Source organism: Paractinoplanes rhizophilus (assembly GCF_042664765.1).
Taxonomy (GTDB): Bacteria; Actinomycetota; Actinomycetes; order Mycobacteriales; family Micromonosporaceae; genus Actinoplanes; species Actinoplanes rhizophilus.
Window position 1 is genome coordinate 1 of the sequence record NZ_JBHTBJ010000073.1, and the last position, 17,261, is coordinate 17,261.

The following is a 17,261-nucleotide window of genomic DNA, read 5'->3' on the forward strand; positions in this document are numbered from 1 at the left end:
CCACCCGAGACCGGCTGACACCAACCCCGCCATCACGACGGCGCCGCCGCAACCGGCCACGCCGACCGTCACCATGCCCACGAACCGCGTTACCCACAGTCACCCACGGGAATTGGGAGTACTTACGATCACTGCAGCCTGAACCCGCTCGTTGCCTTCCACGGTGTCGCCCGGCTCTCGGTGCACGGCGCCGGCGAGCAGACTCAGGATCGTCTCGACCTCATCCGCCCGGAAGCTTCGGCGGACATACTCCTGGAGCCGGTCGCTGACCATAGGCGCCAGTATGCCGTCACCAGGTCACCGTGAGTCGGAGGGCGCACCGCGTTGGGCTGGTCATCGAACGCCCTCGAACGCAAAAATGCCCGTGACGTAGCGTTACCGGCCGGCAAGATCCTGATGCCGGGGGTGGTGATCGCCTTTCAACTCGTGAACCTGCCGGGCCGGCCCACCGACTGAACAGGCGGAAGGAGGGCCGATGAGCGATGAGTTACTGGTGGTCCGGTGCCAGCTGGGTGAACGGGAGGCCTTCACCGAACTGGTGCGCAGCTGGCACCCCGCGGGTCGAACGATACGTCGGACGGATGCTCGGCGGGCCTGATGACGACGTGGTCCAGGAGGTCTGGCTGGCTGTTGTCAAAGGGCTACCGCGGTTGCGGCGGCCGGACCGGTTCGCGCCGTGGCTGTTCACCGTCGCGCGCCGGGCGGTGATGAACCGGCTGCGGGACGCGTACACCCGTCCGGAACCGGAACCGATCGATGACCTGCGGGGCGGCGACGAGGCGGAAGCTGTCGTCAACCGGGAGACGCTCGCGGGCGCCCTGGCGGCGGTTCCGGCCCGGGAACGGGAGGTGCTGCTGCTGTTCTATCTCGAGGATCTGCCGCTGGAGGCGTGCGCACAGATATGCGCCGTTCCGGTCGGCACGATCAAGTCACGGCTCAGCCGGGCGCGCGTGTTGTTGCGCCGGGAACTGGTGCGGAAGGGATACGAGGCATGACTCCGGAGGAAATGCTGGCGCGGCTCGACGCGCCGTTGTCGTTGCGCAAGCGGGTCGGTTACCTGACGGTGGGCCTGGCGGGTCTCCTGGGCAGCGGCCTGATCAGCGTGCTCTGGGCGACGGAGCCGGGGTTGCCGCCGCGTACGAGGGTGGCTTTCGCGGTGCTGGTGGCGATCGGTTTGTGCTGGGCGGCCTTCGGCGGCTGGGCGGTGACCCGGCGGACGCCGCTGTTCGCGCGGGACCGGGTGGTCGCCGGCTGGCTCGGGGTGGGTGCCTGGCTCGCCTTCGCCGTCGGCGCGTTGATCATCGCTTTCCTGCGGCACAAGCTCGAGCTGTCGCTGCTGTCCGTCGTGGTCGCGCTGGGCGTATTGGCTGCCGCCAATCTGTGGGCGGCCCTCCGGGCCAGAGCAGCACTCGTACGCCGAAAGGCCGTCCTGACCCGACGCGCCGTTCGGCCGTAAGCAAGCTCGGCCGGGGAAGCCGCAAAACGGCAGGACGGCGACCGAGGACATCTCTCGGATGCACTCCGCTTCGTCAGGAGATGTCCGCGGGGAGCATCGACAGATGGAAATGTTCTGGTAATAATGTTTACAGAAACGTGTCTCATGTCACCCCTCGCAGTAGATCGACCACTCCGTACGAGAGGACGTTCTCCGTGACAAGGAATGCAGGTTTCGCGGACCGGACGCTGTCACGCAGCCGCCGGCGCCTCATGGTCTTCCTCACCGCGGCCGTCACTGCGCTCGCCGGCAGCGCGGTCGTCCAGCAGCAGCCCGCACACGCCGCGTGGAACCTCGTGTGGGCCGACGAGTTCAACGGGTCCGGCGCGCCCAGCAGCGCCAACTGGAACTACAACGTCGGCAACGGCCTCAACCCCGGCCTCAATGCTTTCGACGGCTGGGGCAACGGCGAGTGGGAGTGGTACCGCCCCGAGAACTGCACGCAGTCCGGCGGCAACCTCGTGATGCGCGCCAACTGGCTCACGACACCCATCACGGTCAACGGCCGCAACTTCTACCAGACGTCGTGCCGCATGACGACGGACACGAAGAAGTCCTTCCAGTACGGGCGCATCGAGGCGCGCATGGCGCTCCCGACCGCCGCCGGCTCGTGGCCGGCTTTCTGGATGCTCGGTGACTCGTGCGACGAGACGTCCACGAGCGCCTACAACCCGGCGCAGACCTACTACGACCGCCTGCCCACCAACTGGGCCAGTTGCGGCGAGGTCGACATCGTGGAACACGCGAACGCGAACGCGACCGTGACGAACAACATCTTCTGGGATCTCCGGACCGGCGTGTTCCCGTGGACAGCGGGTCAGAACGCCAACTATGTCGCGAACCCCGCCGTCAACAACGCCGCGGCCTTCCACGTCTATGCGATCGAGTGGACGGCCGCGCAGATCCGCTGGTACATCGACGGTGTGCAAACGCACGTGATCGACACGACACCGGCGACCCTGGAGGAGTTCCGCAAGCCGTTCCACCTCATCTTCAACCTGGCGCTGGGCGGCACGTACCCCGGACAGAACCCCGTGCAGAGCCAGTTCCCGCTCACCGCATCGATCGACTACGTGCGCTACTACCAGGACGGCGGCGGCACGACGCCGCCTTCTACGGGCGGACCCGCGACGCAGATCAACGGGCCGGGCGGCAAGTGCGTGGACGTGGCCGGAAACGACACGGGCGGCAACGGCGCGGCCGTGCAGCTGTGGACGTGCCAGGGGCCTTCCCTTTCGAAGGACCAGCAGTGGAGCCGGGACGGCCAGACCCTGCGGACGCTGGGCCGGTGCCTCGACGTCGCCAACGCGGGTACGGCCAACGGCACGAAGGTGCAACTCTGGGACTGCAACGGCACCGGCGCACAGAACTGGGTCCAGGAAGGTAACCGGTTGCGCAACCCGAACTCCAACAAATGCCTGGACTCCCCGGCAGGCTCCACAGCGGACGGCGCGCGACTGCAGATCTGGGACTGCAACGGATCGGCCGCACAGTACTTCGTGAAGGCCGCGTGACGGCCGGCCGAGGGACACGCTGACGGTCAGGGCGCGGGAGCGGACAGGCTCCCGCGCCCTTCCCGCGTTCCGGGATACGACCGCGCCGGGTTTGTCCGGCGGAGGATCGGCTTCACCGCGCCGGCTGCTGCTGACCGTCAACCACCCCGAATACCCGTCCGCCCACGCCTGCTGGAGCTACGCCATCACCACCACGCTGGCCACCCACTTCGGCACGACCCGGATCCCGATCACCATGACCAGCACGGTGACCGGCACCACCCGCACCTATCCGCGCCTGACCGAACCCGCCCACGAAGTCACCGGCGCCCGGATCTGGTCCGGGCTGCACTTCCGCAAATCCATGACCGACGGCGCCCACCTCGGCCGGCGGGTCGCCGGACTGGTGACCACACGCTGACACCAACGGGCCCGCGCACCATCACGCCTCGCGATCGCCCAGAACGGCGCTGGATGGCCGGCCCCGGCCGTCCGGCACCGTCGTTCTCTCCTGGACCTGGCACGAATTCCGCCCGGGCAGGTCAAGGTGGAGCGATTCGCGCGCGTCTGACTGTCGCCTCGGTTTCCACCTTTGGATGGCCTGAAGCTGGTCCGCGAGATCCTGCTCACCCGGGAGCCGGAGGTCGCCCAGTTTCCGGCGGCACTGCGCTTGTTCACCCGTCTCGCGGCGCACAGCACCGCAATCTCCCGCCGGGGCACCACCGTCCTGCAATACCGGTTCTGAAGCCCGCCAGGAAGCCCCGGAATCAGGGGAGCAGGCCGAGCTCGCGGGCGTGCGCGGTCGCCTCGGTGCGGTTGGCGGCGCCCAACTTGGTCAGGACGTGGGTGACGTGCTTCTTGACCGTCGCGAGGCTGACCACCAACTCCCTGGCTATCTGCTGGTTCGACCGGCCGGCGGCCAGCAGTCGCAGCACGGTCTGTTCACGTTCGGTGAGCGGCTCGGGCAGCCGGAGGGGGGCCGGGCCGCCCGGCGCCGCCGCGGGCAGCTGGAAGCAGCGCATCAACCGGCCGAGGTAGGCCGGCGGCAGGCTCGGTACGAGACCCCGTTCCGCCCGCTGGGCGGCGACGAGCCGGCCCAGCAGGGCGGCCATCGGCGGGCCCTCGTCGGCGAAGACCCGCAGGTAGCCCCGCGGGCGCGCGCGGGTCAGCGCCCCGGACAACGCGGTCAGCGCCGCGGCTTCCTCGTCCCGGGCGGCCAGGGCCAGCGCCTGCAGCGCCTGGATCTCGATGAGGCTGCCCGCCCGCCCCCCGGCCGCCGCGCCGGCTCGGAGCCGCTCCAGCAGCTCGGCTGCCGGGCCGGGGCGGTCGCGGGCCATCAGGATGCGCGCGAGGGCCAGATATTCCGGCTCTCGCGGATAGCTCGGCTCGCCGCCGGAATCGAGGCCGCGGTCGCTCGCCCACTGCGCGGCCGTCTCGATGTCACCCTGGGCCAGCAACAGCCGCGCCCGGTGCGCGGGGACGGGGTTGAGCAACGCGGCCACGTCCTCGCTCGGGCCGGCCTGGCCGGCCTCGTCCATGGCGGCCAGGGCGCCGGCCTCGTCGCCCTCGGCCTGCCGGATCCAGGCCAGCGTCACCAGGCCGTTCGCCACCGGCTGGGTGTGGGCGGACTGCCGGGCCAGGGGGAGTCCCTCGGTCACGTACCGCAGCGCCGCGTCCAGGTCGCCCCGCTGGTAGGCGATCTCGGCCAGGCCCACGTACCCGGTGCCGGCCGCGGCCAGATGGGCGCGTCCGGGCCCGGCGGCGATGTCGATCGCCTGCTGGTAGGTGCGCACCGCCGCGTCCGAGCGGCCCGCGGCACGCTGGATCTGGCCGAGGTGGTGGCAGCCGCGCACCGCCAGGGCGTTCTCGCCGGCCGCTCGCCACTGCGCCGTGATCGACGACAGCAACTGCTCGGCCTCGGTGAGCCGGCCGCGCATCCACTCGGCGAGGCTGGGGTAGCCGCGGGCGTGGGAGGCCAGCATCCCGTCGTCGTCACCGATCCCGGCCAGGGCCCGCGACGCGTACGCGGCCGCACCCTCGGCGTCGCCGCGGAGTGCGGCGAGGTAGGCGCGCTGGGTGGTGATCGCCGCGGGCACGTTCACCGGCCAGATGTCCCGGTCGGCCGCCGGCCCGGAGGGCGCATCCGCCGGGCCGGCATCGTCCGCCTGCGCGCGCTCGGCGGCGTCCAGCAGCTGCCCGGCCGCGTCCAGACGGCCGCCGGCCAGCGCCATGCGCGAGCGGGCCAGGAGCAGCCGCGGCCGGGATCCGGCTATGCCGGCCGGGATCCCGGCGAGCCACCGCTGCGCCGTCGCCCCCTCGCCCCGCTGGAAGAACAGGGCGTCGAAATGCCGTTCGATCAGGCGAGCCGCCCAGACGGTGTCCCCGGCCGCCCGGGCGTGCCGCACGGCGTCGTCCGCCGCGCCGTGGTCCTCGTGCCAGGCCGCCGCGTAGCGGTGCAGCGCCCGGACGCGTTCGGGCTGTTGCTGCTGCAGGCGCGCCCGCAACAGGTCGGCGAACAGGTGGTGGTAGCGCCACCAGCCACGCACCTCGTCCAGCGGCACCAGGAACAGGTTGGCCCGCTCCACCCGCTCCAGCATCTCCTGGCTGTCGGTGCGGCCGGTCACCGCATCGCACAGCGCACCGGACACCCGGTCCAGCACCGCGGTCTCCAGCAGGAATCGGCGGACCTCGACCGGCTGGCGGTCGAGCACCTCCTCGGCCAGGTAGTCCAGCACATAGCGGTGACTGCCGGAGAAGGACGCCACGAACGTGGCGGGGTCGTCGTGGTCCCGCATCGACAGCGCCGCCAGCTGCAGGCCGGCGACCCAGCCTTCGGTCCGGGCCGCCAGCAGCGACACGGCGTTTTCGGGTACGTGCGGCCCGACGGCCTCGCCGAGCAGGGCCGCGGTCTCCGCCAGCGTGAAGCGCATGTCCTGGGCGCGCAGCTCGGTGAGCTGCCCCCGCGCCCGCAGCCGCGCCAGCGGCAGCGGCGGGTCGGCACGGCTGGACAGCACCAGCCGCAGGCGCCGCGGACGGTGCTCCAGCAGGAACCCGAGCGAGGCGTGCACCGGCGCGGAGTCGATGAGGTGGTAGTCGTCCAGCACGAACAGCAGCGGCTCGGGGCCGGCGGCCAGCTCGTTGATCAGGGCCGTCACCAGGCCGTCCACCGCTCGCGGCGGCGGTGGGCCGAACAGCGGGCCGAGGTGGCCGGCGATGCCCGGGCACGCCGGGTCCAGCGCGGCGACGACGTGCCGCCAGAACCGGGCCGGGTCGTTGTCCCCGGCGTCCAGCGACAGCCAGGCGACCGGCATCCGGCTCCGGCGCGCCCAGTCGGCCAGCAGGGAGGTCTTGCCGGACCCGGCCGGCGCGCTGACCAGGATCAGCTCCCGCCGCAGCGGATCGCCGAGCTGGTCCAGCAGGCGGGGACGGGCCACGAAGCCGGACCGGAGGCGGGGCAGATAGAGCTTCGTGGCCAGCAGGGTATCGGCCCCGCCAACATCCGTTCGCGCGGTGATCTCGGCGGACCGGTCAGCCACCGGTCATGCACACCCTCGGCCCGCAGGCGATGCTCGGCCTCCCTCGCTCGTGAGGCCGATTCTGCCACCTCGGCCACCCCCGGGGGCGATCCGCGCACGGCCGGGGAATTCACCCTGACGTCCACCTTGGGTTGATGCCCCGCCCGCCACCCGTCCATAACGTGCCTGCTGTAGGCCGAATGCGAGGCGACGGAAGAAGGTCATCATGAGCAAGGTCTGGTTCGTCACCGGTTCGTCGCGCGGTCTGGGCCGCTGCTTCGCCGAGGCCGCCCTGTCCCGGGGCGACAAGGTGGCCGCGACCGCCCGGAACGCCGCAAGCCTGGACGCATTGGTCGCCGGCTACGGCGACGCGGTGCTTCCCCTCGACCTGGACGTGACCGACCGGGCCGCGGCGTTCGAGAGCGTGAAACGGGCCAAGGAGCACTTCGGCCGGCTCGACGTCATCGTCAACAACGCCGGCTACGCCCAGATCGGCGCGCTCGAGGAGCTGACCGAAGCGGAACTGCGCGACCAGTTCGAGACCAACCTGTTCGGCGCGGTGTGGGTCATCCAGGCCGCGCTGCCCTGCCTGCGCGAGCAGGGCGCCGGGCACATCATCCAGATGTCCTCGGTCGCCGGGCTCATCGCCATGCCGCTCGGCGGGGCGTACCAGGCCTCCAAGTGGGCCCTGGAAGCGGTGAACGAGACCCTTGCCGGTGAGGTCGCCGGCTTCGGCATCAAGGTGACCGTGGTCGAGCCCGCCGGCTTCGCCACCAGGTCCGGCAACAACCCCGATCCGCTGAACAACGGCCACATGGCCGAGGCCGACCCGAACTACGACGGCCTCCGGCAGCGCCTCGCCGGGGTCATGGGCGACAAGCCCGCCGGCGACCCGGCGGCCGCGGCCCAGGTGCTCCTGAAGATTGTCGACTCGGACGATCCGCCCCTGCGGGTGCTCTTCGGCAAGGGCTTCCACCAGATGCTCGAGCAGGTCTACGCCGACCGGCTCAAGACCTGGGCCGACGGGCAGGACCTGTCGACGGAGTCCTACGGCAACCTCGCGGTCTGAGCGGAGCGCCGGCCGGCACTGCGTACCCCGAACTGCGTACCCCGAACTGCGTACCCCGGAAAATGGGTCGCCGGCCGCGCGGCCCCGTGCGAAGCTGGCCGGAATCGACGCCGAACACCAGGAGTCCGGATGCGCCCAGCCGTCATGTCTCTCGAATACCTGTCCGCCGGTTCGAAGGATGTGGCTGTTGTCGCGCACGCTCAATCTCGGCATCTTGGCGCATGTCGACGCTGGTAAGACGACCCTGACCGAACGCCTGCTGTTCGAGGCGGGCGCCATCGCGGCGATCGGGCGCGTCGACGACGGTACGACGCTGACCGACTCGCTCGCCCTGGAGCGCCGCCGAGGCATCACGATCCGCTCGGCGGTCGCCTCGCTGGCGATCGGCGACGTGTCGGTCAACCTCATCGACACGCCGGGCCACCCCGACTTCATCGCCGAGGTGGATCGCGTCCTCGGCGTACTCGATGGCGCGGTTCTGGTGGTTTCCGCGGTGGAGGGTGTTCAGCCGCAGACGCGGGTGCTGATGCGCGCGCTACGGCGCCTGCGCGTGCCGACGTTGATGTTCATCAACAAGATCGACCGCGGCGGCGCGGATGTGGACGCGGTGCTGCGCGGGATCGAACGCCGGCTGGCCGTCCGCGCGGTGCCGGTGACCCGGGCCGTCGACGCCGGCACGCGCGCGGCGGCAGCCGTCACTCCCGCGCCGGACGAGCTCTCCGCCGCGCTGATCGAGGCGCTTGCCGACAACGACGACGCGCTGCTCGAGGCGTACGTCGCCGACCCGGCGGCGGTGACGCCGGCTCGGCTGCGCGCGGCACTGGCGGAGCAGACGTCGAAGTCAATCGTGCACCCGGTCTTCGCCGGCTCGGCGGCGACCGGCACCGGTGTCCCCGAGCTGATGGGTGGGCTGATCAGCCTGCTGCCGGCGGCCGAGCCGGACGACGGCGGACCGTGCTCCGGCCGCATCTTCAAGATCGAGCGAGGCGCCGGCGGCGAGAAGATCGCGTACGTGCGGATGTTCTCCGGAGCCCTGCACGTGCGCGATCGCGTCCACGGCGACGCGGACAAGGTCACCGGGATCAGCGTCTTCGAGCGCGGCGCGTGGGTGCGCCGGGGCGCCGTCCGGGCGGGCGACATCGGCAAACTGTGGGGCCTCGCCCACGTCCGGATCGGCGAGCCGATCGGCCTGCGCCGGGACGACGCGGCGCCGCGTCATTTCGCGCCGCCGACGCTGGAATCCCGGATCGCGCCCGACCGGCACGAGCAGCATGTCGCCTTGCGGGCCGCCCTCGCGCAGCTCGCCGAGCAGGATCCGCTCATCAACATCCGCTCCGAGCCGTCCGGCGAGCTGGCCGTCTCACTCTACGGCGAGGTGCAGAAGGAGGTGATCGAGGCGACGCTCGCCGCCGACTACGGCATCGCGGTGACGTTCCGGGAGACCACCCCGCTGTACGTCGAGCGGCCGGCCGGCACCGGTGCGGCGGAGGAGACCCTCGGCAGCCCGACCAACCCCTTCCGTGCCGCCATCGGCCTGCGCGTCGAGCCGGCCACCACCGGATTCGAGTTCCGCCTCGAGGTCGGCTTCCCGTCGGTGCCGCTGTACGTCTACCGCACCATGGACGAGTTCGCGAGCTCGATGGCGGAGTACGTCCGCGCCACCCTCCAGGAAGGTCTGTACGGCTGGGCGGTGAACGACTGCCGGGTCACCATGACCAGCAGCGACTACAGCATCGCCGACGGGCCGCCGGCGAGACGCGGGCCGCTGAGCACCGCCGCCGATTTCCGCAAGCTGACCCCGCTCGTACTGATGAAGGCCCTGCACCGGGCCGGCACCTATGTCTGCGAGCCGGTGTCCCGTGTGCGGATCGACGCCCCCGCGGCGAGCATGGGCAGCGTCCTGGCCCTGCTCGGCCGGCACGGGGCCGCGGTCCGGGCCCAGGTGGCACGCGGCGCGGACATCGGCATCGAGGCCGAGCTGCCGGCCGGCGAGGTGCAGGCGCTCCAGCGCGGGTTGCCGGCCGCCACGAACGGCGACGGCGTGATCGAGTCGGCGTTCGCCGGCTATCAACCGGTACGCGGGGAACCACCGGTGCGACGACGCACCACGCCGGATCCGCTGAACCGGCCGGAGTACCTGGCGGCGATGAGCGGCCAGACCCTCCCGCCGCACTGAGTTTCAGTCGGGGTCCGAGTCGGGGTCTCGGTCGAGCTCGCGGTGGAAGAAGTCGCGGATCACCTCGGCGCTCTCCGCGGCGGTGCCGCCGGTCAGCTCGACCGAGCGGTCGCCGTCGCGGACCACCACCTTGCGTCCCCGGTCGCGGGTGACCCAGTCGCGCAGCAAGGCGCCCAGCTGAACCAGGACCGGCGAGGTGGCCAGCGCGATCAGCAGCGCGGTGACGGTGTCGCCGCCCGATTTCGCCAGGGGCGGCGGGCCGGCGTCGGCCACGAGCTCGTTGCGGTCGAGATCGAGGGCGTCCAGCTCGGCGTGCAGGGCCCGGGACAGGCGATCGACCTCGGCGGGATCGTCATCGACGACGGTCAGCGAGAGGGTGGCCACCCGCGCAAGGATAGTGGACGCAGGCGAGGCGACGAGGAGGCCGCGGATGGGGGAGCGCATTGCGGTCCTGATCGTCACCGACGACTACCGCGACCCCGTGTTCGCCCGGCTGCGGGCCCCGGCGCACGATGCCGCGGCGCTGTCGGCGGTGCTGTCCGATCCGCGGGTCGGCGCCTACCGGGTCGAGCTGCTCCACAATCGACCGTCCGATCAGGTCCGGCTCCGGCTGGAGCAACTGTTCCGCGACGCCGGCCGCGACGACCTGGTGCTGGTGTACGTGTCCGGCCACGGCGCGAAGGACGAGGCCGGCGATCTCCATTTCGTCACCGCCGACACCGTACGGGGGCTCTACGACTCGACCGCCGTCGCGAGCCATTTCCTGCGCCGGCGGATCGACCGGAGCCGCTGCCGGCGGGTGCTGGTGTGGCTGGACTGCTGCTACTCCGGCGCGTTCCCGGCCGGCCACCTGCCCAAGGCCATCGCCGAGGTCGACGTCCTCGACCAGCTCGCCGATCCCGGCGGCCGCGGATGCGTGGTGATGACCGCCTCGACGCACATCCAGTTCGCGTACGAGTCCGGCGCCGACACCCTTCCCGACCACCCGGCTCCCGGCTCGGTGTTCACCGCCGCCGTCGTGGCCGGGCTGCGCACCGGCGACGCCGACCTCGGGCGCGACGGCGTGATCGACCAGGGCGAGCTCTACGACTTCGTGCACGGGTGGATGCGGGCGCGCACCGCCCAGCAGACGCCGACCCAGCGCAGTCAGGTCACCGGGCAGCTGCCGGTGGCGTTCAGCCCGCACCGCGCCCGTACGCCGCAAGGCCTTGCCTTCCTGGGCGCCGCTCCGGTCCGGACGCCGCGGTTCGTCGACCGTCCCGAGCTCGCCGCCCTGACCGCGATGCTCGCCTCCGCCCGGGGGCGACCGGTCGCCGTGATCGGGATGGGCGGCGCCGGCAAGACCGCGCTGGCGGCGGCGGCCGTGCACGACGAGCGGGTGCGCGCGGCCTATCCGGGCGGGGTGGCGTGGCTGGCCGTCGAGCCGCGCACCGATCCGCGGATCGTGCAGGCCGACCTGGCCCGGCGGCTCGGCGGCGGCACACCCGCGTTCGCGTCCGTCGCGGCCGGCCGCGAGGCGCTGGCCGGCCTGCCGGCCGCCGGGCCGGTGCTCGTCGTTCTCGACAACGTCTGGGAGCGCGGCGTCGTGGACGCGTTCCCGGCGGCGTTCCAGCTGCTGTTCACCAGCCGGGACGCCGGGCTGGCCCGCGACCTCGACGCCGCCGCGGTGCCGGTCGCCGCCCTCGCCCTGCCCGCGGCGCTCGAGCTGCTCGGCCGGTGGACCCGGCGCACCGCCGAGGAGCTCGACGCCCTGCCCGCCGACGAGATCTGCACCCGCCTCGACAACCTCGCGCTCGGCATCGCCATGGCCGGCGCCATGATCGGCCCGGTGGCGGACCCGGCCCGCTGGCACGACATCCTCGATCGGCTGGGCCAGGCCGACCTGTCGAAGATCCGGGCCGACTTCGGCGCCGCCTACCCGCACCCCACGCTGCTCGCCGCCATCGTCCTCGGCATCGCCGAGCTGCCGGGCGACGACGCCCGGCAGCGCTACCGGGAGCTGGCGGTCTTCAACGGCCGCGGCGCGTTCCCGCGGTCCGCCGCCGAGGCGCTGTGGCGGCCGGCCGGCGTGCGGCCCGCCGACGCCGGTGATCTGCTGGACCTCTTCGAGCGCCGATCGCTGATCGGCTCGGCCGGCGGCGGCCTGCTGATCCTGCACGACCTGCAGGCCGACGTGGTGGCCCATGAGCTCGGTCCCGGCGGTCTGGCGGCGGCCCACCAGCGGCTCACCGAGGGATACCGGGCCATGGCCCCGGCCGGATGGCCGAGCGCCGCCGACGACGGCTACCTGCTCGCCAACCTCGCCCACCACCTCGGCCGGGCCGGCCGGACCGGCGAGCTCGAACGGATGCTGACCGACCTCGATTGGCTCCGGGCCCGGCTCGCCTCGTCCGGCGTGGTGAGCCTTCTCCAGGATTACGCCGAGCTGCCGGGCGCGCCGGCCGCCGGCGCCGTGCACGGCGCCCTCCAACTGTCCGCGCACGTGCTGTCGGCCGATCCGGCCCAGTTGCCCGGGCAGGTGATCGGCCGCCTGCCCGGCGAGGACGAGTCCCTTCGCCGGCGGCTGACCGAGGCCGCCGCCGGCGGGGAGCCGTGGCTGTGCCCGACCCGCCCACTGGCCGCCGCCGGCGGCGGCCTGGACCGGACCTTCGTGCATAGAGCGCCCGTGACCTCCGTCGCGATCAGCCCGGACGGGCGCCGCGTGGTCACCGCGACCGGTGCGGCCGTACGCGTCTGGGACGCCCGCAGCGGCCGCGAGCTCCGCCCGCTCGACGCCCACTCCGGCCCCGTCCACGACGTGGCGATCAGCCCCGACGGGCGGCACGTCGTCTCCGGCGGCGCCGACCGGACCGTCCGGATCAGCCACCTGGTCAGCGGCCGGGAGGTGCGGGTGCTGACCGGGCACGACCATCCGGTGCATCGGGTGGCGGCCGCCGGCGGTTGCGTGGTCTCGGCCGGCTCGGACGGCACGATCCGGGCGTGGACCACCCTCGGCGCGGCGCTTGCGACGATCCCCGCGGCCGGGCCGATCGCGGTCACGCCGGACGGATCGGTGCTGGTGGCCGGGACCGGCGACGGCACCGTCGGGGTCCTGGACCTGCCGTCCGGCGCCCGGCGGTGGAGCCTCACCGGGCACCACGGCGCGGTGATCGATGCCGCAATCAGTTCGGACGGACGCCGCGCCGCCTCGAGCGCAACCGACTCGACCGTACGGGTCTGGGACCTCACCACCGGCCGCACGCTGCGGGTCCTGACCGATCGGCAGCACGCGGGACCGGTGGCGATCACGGCGGACGGCCGGCACGTCGTATCGGTCGCCTATGACCACCGCATCCGGGTGACCGACAACGACACCGGCCGCGACGTGCGTACCCTGGCCGGGCACACCGGACGGGTGGTCGCGCTGGCCGTCGCGCCGACCGGGCAGATCGTGTCGGCCGGCGACGACCGGACCGCCCGGCTGTGGCAGCCGTTCACGAGCGGGCGGCCCGTCGCGCCGGCGGCCGTCGAGGGACATCTGCGCAGCGTCGACGCTCTCGCCTTCCGGCCCGGCGGCGGATCGGTCGTGTCGGGTGGATTCGACGGCACCGTGCGGGTGTGGGAGGTGCCGAGCGGGCGTCTGTCCGCCGTGCTCCCCGGCCACGACTACGGCGTCCGAGCGGTGGCCGCCGCTGCCTTCGTCGCCACGGCGGGTGGCGACGGAATGGTCCGGGCGAACGGCCGTTCGTGGGACGGGGACGGGGCGGGGGCGGTGTCGGTGGCGATCAGCCCGGCCGGACGGCTCGTCGCGTCCGCCGGGGAGGACGCCACGATCCGGGTGTGGGACGCCGTCGCCGACCGCCGGGTGCACACGTTCACCGGCCATCAGGGCTCGCCGGGCGCGCTGGCGTTCGATGCGGACGGCCGGCTCCTGATCGCCGGGGGCGACGACGGGACGGTGCGGGTGTGGGATCTGCCGACCGGCGAACCCGTGCGGCGCCTCACCGGTCACCGGGGCTCGGTGCTGGCCGTGGCGTCCGGCCCGGGTGGGGGCGAGATGGTCTCGTGCGCGTACGGCGACGACCGGATCCTGATCTGGGACCTGGCCGGCGGCCGGCCGGTGCGGTCGGTCGCCTGGCACGGCGAGACGGTGCGTGCGGCGGCGGTCAGCGCCGGCGGCGACCTCGTCGTCTCGACCGGCTACGACGCCACCACCCGGTTGTGGAGCCTGCGCGCCGACCGGGAGGTGGCCCGGTGGACGGCCGACCACCCGGTGACCAGCTGCGCGGTCGACTCCGGCGGCGAGCGGGTGACGGTCGCGATCGGCGAGGATGGCGGCGCGATCCACCTGCTGCGCTTGCACCCCTCTCTACCGTAGAAGGATGCGGATCGAGGACTACCTCGCGAAACTCGACCGGCGGCTGGCGAAGGAGGGCCGCACCGGCGGCGCCCGTCCGGAAACGATCGCCGAGGTCGAGGAGCTGGCCTGGTCCTTCTTCAACGGCGGTGACGCGCACACCGCGAGCCTGCTGTGGGAGCGCGATCTCGAGGTGCGGCGCACCCAGTTGGGCCCCGAGCTGCCGGAGACCCTGCAACTCGCCGGCCTGCTCGGCGAGGCGCTGCGCCGGGCCGGCGAGCTCGATCGGGCCCGCGCGATCCTGGCCGGGACGGTCGAGGCGATGGGCCGGGTGTTCGGCGCGGACGATTACGTCACGCTGGCCAACACCAACAACTACGCCCTCGTGCTGGACGGCCTGGGTGACCACGAGAAGGCCCGCGACCTCCTTCGCCGGATCCTCCCGCCGATACGTCGTCTGCTCGGCGACGAGCACCCCGAGGTTCTGTCGATGAGCCGGAACCTGACCGCGTCGCTGCAGGCGCTCGGCGACGCGCGGGGCGCCCGGCCCATCTACGAGCGGATGCTGGCCGTGCAACGGCGCACCCTGGGCGACGACCACCCGGACACGTTGCAGACCATCAACGATCTGGGCGCGACCGTCGCGATGCTCGGCGACCCGCAGCGGGCTCGCGAGCTGCTCCAGGAGGCGGTCGACGGCCGCCGGGCGACCCTGGGCGCCGGCCATCCGGGCACCCAGAGCGCGATGATCAACCTGGGCCGGGTGCTCCTCGATCTCGGCGACCGCACCCGGGCCCGGCGCGTCCTGCAGGAGGTGTTCGAGCAGCGCACCGACACGCTCGGCCCGGACCACGACGACACGCGGGAAGCCCTGTTCGCCCTCGCGCCGGCGCTGCCCGAGCTGGCTCCCGGCGTGTTCGTCCTGCCCGCGCCGGGCGTCGAGCAGCCGCGCCTGGTCCCGGTCAAGGACGAGCCCGGCGACGAGCCACCCGACGAGCGCCGGGAGCGCTGGTGGCGGCGTCGCTGACCAGCAGCGGTTCCAGGGCGCCGGCGAGACGATCGAGCCAGGTGGCGGCGCCGGGGTGGAGGGCGGGGTGGTCCGTGACGGTCCAGGATCGTACGGTTGCCGGGTCGAGCCCCGCGACGCCGGGCATGCGGCGCAGCCGGGGGGACAGCCGCATCCCGGGCAGCTCGGCCAGGAGAACGGCGTCATGGAGGTCCTTGCCGTCGCCGGCGCCGCGGGCGGCCTGGTCGGCGGCGAGCCATTGCAGTTTCCAGGCCAGGGACAGCGCCGCGCTCGCGGTCCAGAGCGCGGTGGGGGAGCCGCCGATCCGGGGAATGGCGGTGAGCACCGCCGGTTCGGGCAGCGTCTCATCGTACGCGAAATCGATCTGGATCCGGCCGCCGTCGAACGGCACCATGACGCGTACGCCGGACCCGCCGTAGCCGGTCTCGTAGGCGTACCCGAATGCGGCGTCGAACTCGACCCCGTCCGGGTCGAGCGACACGCCTTCGGCGGTCACCGGATGGGCTTCCAGCAGCTCGATCAGGTCCAGGTACGGCCGATCGGGCTCGATGTCGTCGGCGCGCAACCAGCGCAACCCCTCCGGCGGCAGCCGCGGCCGGTGGCCCTCGGCGTCGTAGTCCTGCGCCTCCCACAGTTCGTCCCGAGGCCGGCGGTGCGCGGTCTCCGGCGCGCTGCGCACGCGGTGCAGCCCATCGACGTACGGGTACGGCCACCAGCGGTCCTGAGGCTGGACGGCCACCGGCCGGACGATCCAATCGAGGTCGGCCGGCTCCCGCGCGTGCTCTCCCGCCCAGGCCAGCATCGTGACGCTGCCGCGCAGCACCAGCGCGTCCGCCAGCGGCGAGTCACCGACCAGGGCGAGGATGTGATCGATCGCCGAGCGATGGGGGTTCACGCCGAGATCCAGCCGGTGTCCACGGCCGGATTGCTGTCCAGCGCGACGTATTCCTCTTCGATCTCGACGATGCCGAGCCCGGCCGCGGTGAGGTCGGCGAGCAGCGCGTCGAGGCGGCGACGGGCCTCCGGCCGGCCGCAGCCGTGGCAACGCTGGGTGACGAATCGCTCATGGCGTCCGTCCGGGTCGCCGCGGCGGGCGTTGCGGGACACATGCGCGGTGTGTCGCACGCTGATGCGCCGGGCCACATCGATGCCGGCCTGGTCGGCGACCAGCTTGACGTGGTGCTCGAAGTATCGGTCCGGGGTCGCATCCGCATCGTGTTGTGGCACCCCGGCGTTGAACGGCGATGCCTCCACCTTCACCCGCACCACCGTGAAGCCGTCCCCGGCCAGCCGCTCCGCCCGGTCCCGCGCCACGGCGGCCACGCCGGCGAGCGCTCCGCGCGCGCGGAGCGTCAGCATCGGCTGATCCGGAGTCACACCGCGATCGAGCACGATATGGGTGTATTTCAGGCCGTGCGCGGCGGCGAAGCCGGCCAGCCGCGGATCGGCCACCACCGTCAGATGGATTTCGAAGTCCCCGTCGAGCACGCCCGCGACCCTAACCGCTCGGCGCACCGCCGGCGGCCCCGTCCTCGCGCCCGCAGACAGTGGAACACCGGATTCTGATCACCGCGGTGAACAACCGCCTCGCTGCCCTTGTTCTGCGTGTCTGCACCCTTGTTCTGCGTGTCTGCGCTGCCTTTGCTCTGCTTAGGGCCTGGCGCTGAATTAGTTGGTCGTTTCGGGGGTGATTGGGTTGTGTTGTGCGGTTTTCAGGACAGGTCCTGGGTGGATCGTGTAGTTCCACTCTCCGTGGAACCGGTCTCTGGTAAGGAAAACCGCCTTGATCTGGGCATCGGTGATTTTCACACCGGTGGGATAAACACCCGGGTCGAGGACCGCCTCCACGCTCAGCCCGGTCTCGGTGCTGGTGGCCGCGATGGTCTCGACGACGACCTGGTAATCGGTCAGCGGCCGGCCTCGCCAGTTCAGCGAGATGAACGAGAACAGCCGATGCTCGACCTTGTTCCACTTGCTCGTGCCGGGAGGGAAGTGGCAGACCGTGATGTCCAGACCGGTCTCGGTGGGCGTGTCGGTAGGTCTGTGTAACGGATGAGTGGATTATCCGTTTTCCGCCAGATATGACCTGATGGGGCAGACAGGATCACGATCATGACACTGACCGATGAGTTTGAGCACGTCGCCTTGGG

The 17,261-nt window shown here is 72.4% G+C and carries 14 protein-coding genes and 1 pseudogene; 9 read left to right on the forward strand and 6 right to left on the reverse strand.

What is annotated here, in order from left to right; translation table 11 throughout:
- Nucleotides 1–99: 99 nt before the first annotated feature.
- Nucleotides 100–273, reverse strand: a complete 174-nt coding sequence (locus ACFQS1_RS39280; protein ID WP_378977934.1) for a hypothetical protein — start codon at nt 271–273, stop codon at nt 100–102.
- A 308-nt stretch (nt 274–581) separates the two neighbouring features.
- Between ACFQS1_RS39280 and ACFQS1_RS39285 the strand changes: the two genes are divergently transcribed.
- The 5 genes from ACFQS1_RS39285 to ACFQS1_RS39305 all read left to right on the forward strand — a co-directional run bounded on the left by ACFQS1_RS39285 (nt 582) and on the right by ACFQS1_RS39305 (nt 3,733).
- Nucleotides 582–995 carry an RNA polymerase sigma factor gene (locus ACFQS1_RS39285; RefSeq protein ID WP_378977936.1) on the forward strand — a complete coding sequence of 138 codons (414 nt, stop codon included), beginning with the start codon at nt 582–584 and terminating at the stop codon, nt 993–995.
- Nucleotides 992–1,456 (forward strand): hypothetical protein, encoded by a 465-nt coding sequence (locus ACFQS1_RS39290; protein ID WP_378977938.1) that lies wholly within the window; start codon nt 992–994, stop codon nt 1,454–1,456. Before ACFQS1_RS39285 ends, ACFQS1_RS39290 begins: the two co-directional genes overlap by 4 nt.
- A 194-nt stretch (nt 1,457–1,650) precedes the next feature.
- Nucleotides 1,651–3,009, forward strand: a complete 1,359-nt coding sequence (locus ACFQS1_RS39295; RefSeq protein WP_378977940.1) for a ricin-type beta-trefoil lectin domain protein — start codon at nt 1,651–1,653, stop codon at nt 3,007–3,009.
- A 91-nt stretch (nt 3,010–3,100) separates the two neighbouring features.
- Nucleotides 3,101–3,409, forward strand: coding sequence for a phosphatase PAP2 family protein (locus ACFQS1_RS39300; protein ID WP_378977942.1), 309 nt, complete (start codon nt 3,101–3,103; stop codon nt 3,407–3,409).
- A 171-nt stretch (nt 3,410–3,580) separates the two neighbouring features.
- A complete protein-coding gene (locus ACFQS1_RS39305; protein WP_378977944.1) occupies nt 3,581–3,733 on the forward strand; it encodes a hypothetical protein in 153 nt (50 codons plus the stop codon).
- 22 nt (nt 3,734–3,755) lie between these two features.
- Here the strand turns inward: ACFQS1_RS39305 and ACFQS1_RS39310 are convergent, their stop codons facing one another.
- Nucleotides 3,756–6,524 carry a winged helix-turn-helix domain-containing protein gene (locus tag ACFQS1_RS39310; protein WP_378977946.1) on the reverse strand — a complete coding sequence of 923 codons (2,769 nt, stop codon included), beginning with the start codon at nt 6,522–6,524 and terminating at the stop codon, nt 3,756–3,758.
- 205 nt (nt 6,525–6,729) lie between these two features.
- On the opposite strand from ACFQS1_RS39310, the gene ACFQS1_RS39315 reads away from it, so the two are divergent.
- Both ACFQS1_RS39315 and ACFQS1_RS39320 read left to right on the forward strand, forming a co-directional pair.
- On the forward strand, nt 6,730–7,572 hold the full coding sequence (locus tag ACFQS1_RS39315; RefSeq protein ID WP_378977948.1) for an SDR family NAD(P)-dependent oxidoreductase: 843 nt from the start codon (nt 6,730–6,732) through the stop codon (nt 7,570–7,572).
- Between the two features lie 187 nt (nt 7,573–7,759).
- Nucleotides 7,760–9,748, forward strand: a complete 1,989-nt coding sequence (locus ACFQS1_RS39320; protein ID WP_378977950.1) for a GTP-binding protein — start codon at nt 7,760–7,762, stop codon at nt 9,746–9,748.
- Between the two features lie 3 nt (nt 9,749–9,751).
- Here the strand turns inward: ACFQS1_RS39320 and ACFQS1_RS39325 are convergent, their stop codons facing one another.
- Nucleotides 9,752–10,132: an effector-associated constant component EACC1 gene (locus tag ACFQS1_RS39325; protein ID WP_378977952.1), complete on the reverse strand. Its 381-nt coding sequence runs from the start codon at nt 10,130–10,132 to the stop codon at nt 9,752–9,754.
- A gap of 46 nt (nt 10,133–10,178) precedes the next feature.
- Between ACFQS1_RS39325 and ACFQS1_RS39330 the strand changes: the two genes are divergently transcribed.
- Together ACFQS1_RS39330 and ACFQS1_RS39335 are read left to right on the forward strand one after the other, a co-directional pair.
- Nucleotides 10,179–14,105 (forward strand): caspase, EACC1-associated type, encoded by a 3,927-nt coding sequence (locus tag ACFQS1_RS39330; protein WP_378977954.1) that lies wholly within the window; start codon nt 10,179–10,181, stop codon nt 14,103–14,105.
- A gap of 4 nt (nt 14,106–14,109) precedes the next feature.
- On the forward strand, nt 14,110–15,111 hold the full coding sequence (locus ACFQS1_RS39335; RefSeq protein ID WP_378977956.1) for a tetratricopeptide repeat protein: 1,002 nt from the start codon (nt 14,110–14,112) through the stop codon (nt 15,109–15,111).
- Here the strand turns inward: ACFQS1_RS39335 and ACFQS1_RS39340 are convergent.
- The 3 genes and pseudogenes from ACFQS1_RS39340 to ACFQS1_RS39350 all read right to left on the reverse strand — a co-directional run.
- Nucleotides 15,047–16,006 carry a nucleotidyl transferase AbiEii/AbiGii toxin family protein gene (locus tag ACFQS1_RS39340; RefSeq protein WP_378977958.1) on the reverse strand — a complete coding sequence of 320 codons (960 nt, stop codon included), beginning with the start codon at nt 16,004–16,006 and terminating at the stop codon, nt 15,047–15,049. The genes ACFQS1_RS39335 and ACFQS1_RS39340 overlap by 65 nt on opposite strands.
- Entirely contained in the window at nt 16,003–16,599 is a 597-nt protein-coding gene (locus ACFQS1_RS39345; protein ID WP_378977960.1) for a hypothetical protein, read from the reverse strand. Before ACFQS1_RS39345 ends, ACFQS1_RS39340 begins: the two co-directional genes overlap by 4 nt.
- Nucleotides 16,600–16,779: 180 nt before the next feature.
- Nucleotides 16,780–17,133 (reverse strand): annotated as a pseudogene (locus tag ACFQS1_RS39350) (ISAzo13-like element transposase-related protein); the annotation flags it as partial.
- Nucleotides 17,134–17,261 lie beyond the last annotated feature (128 nt).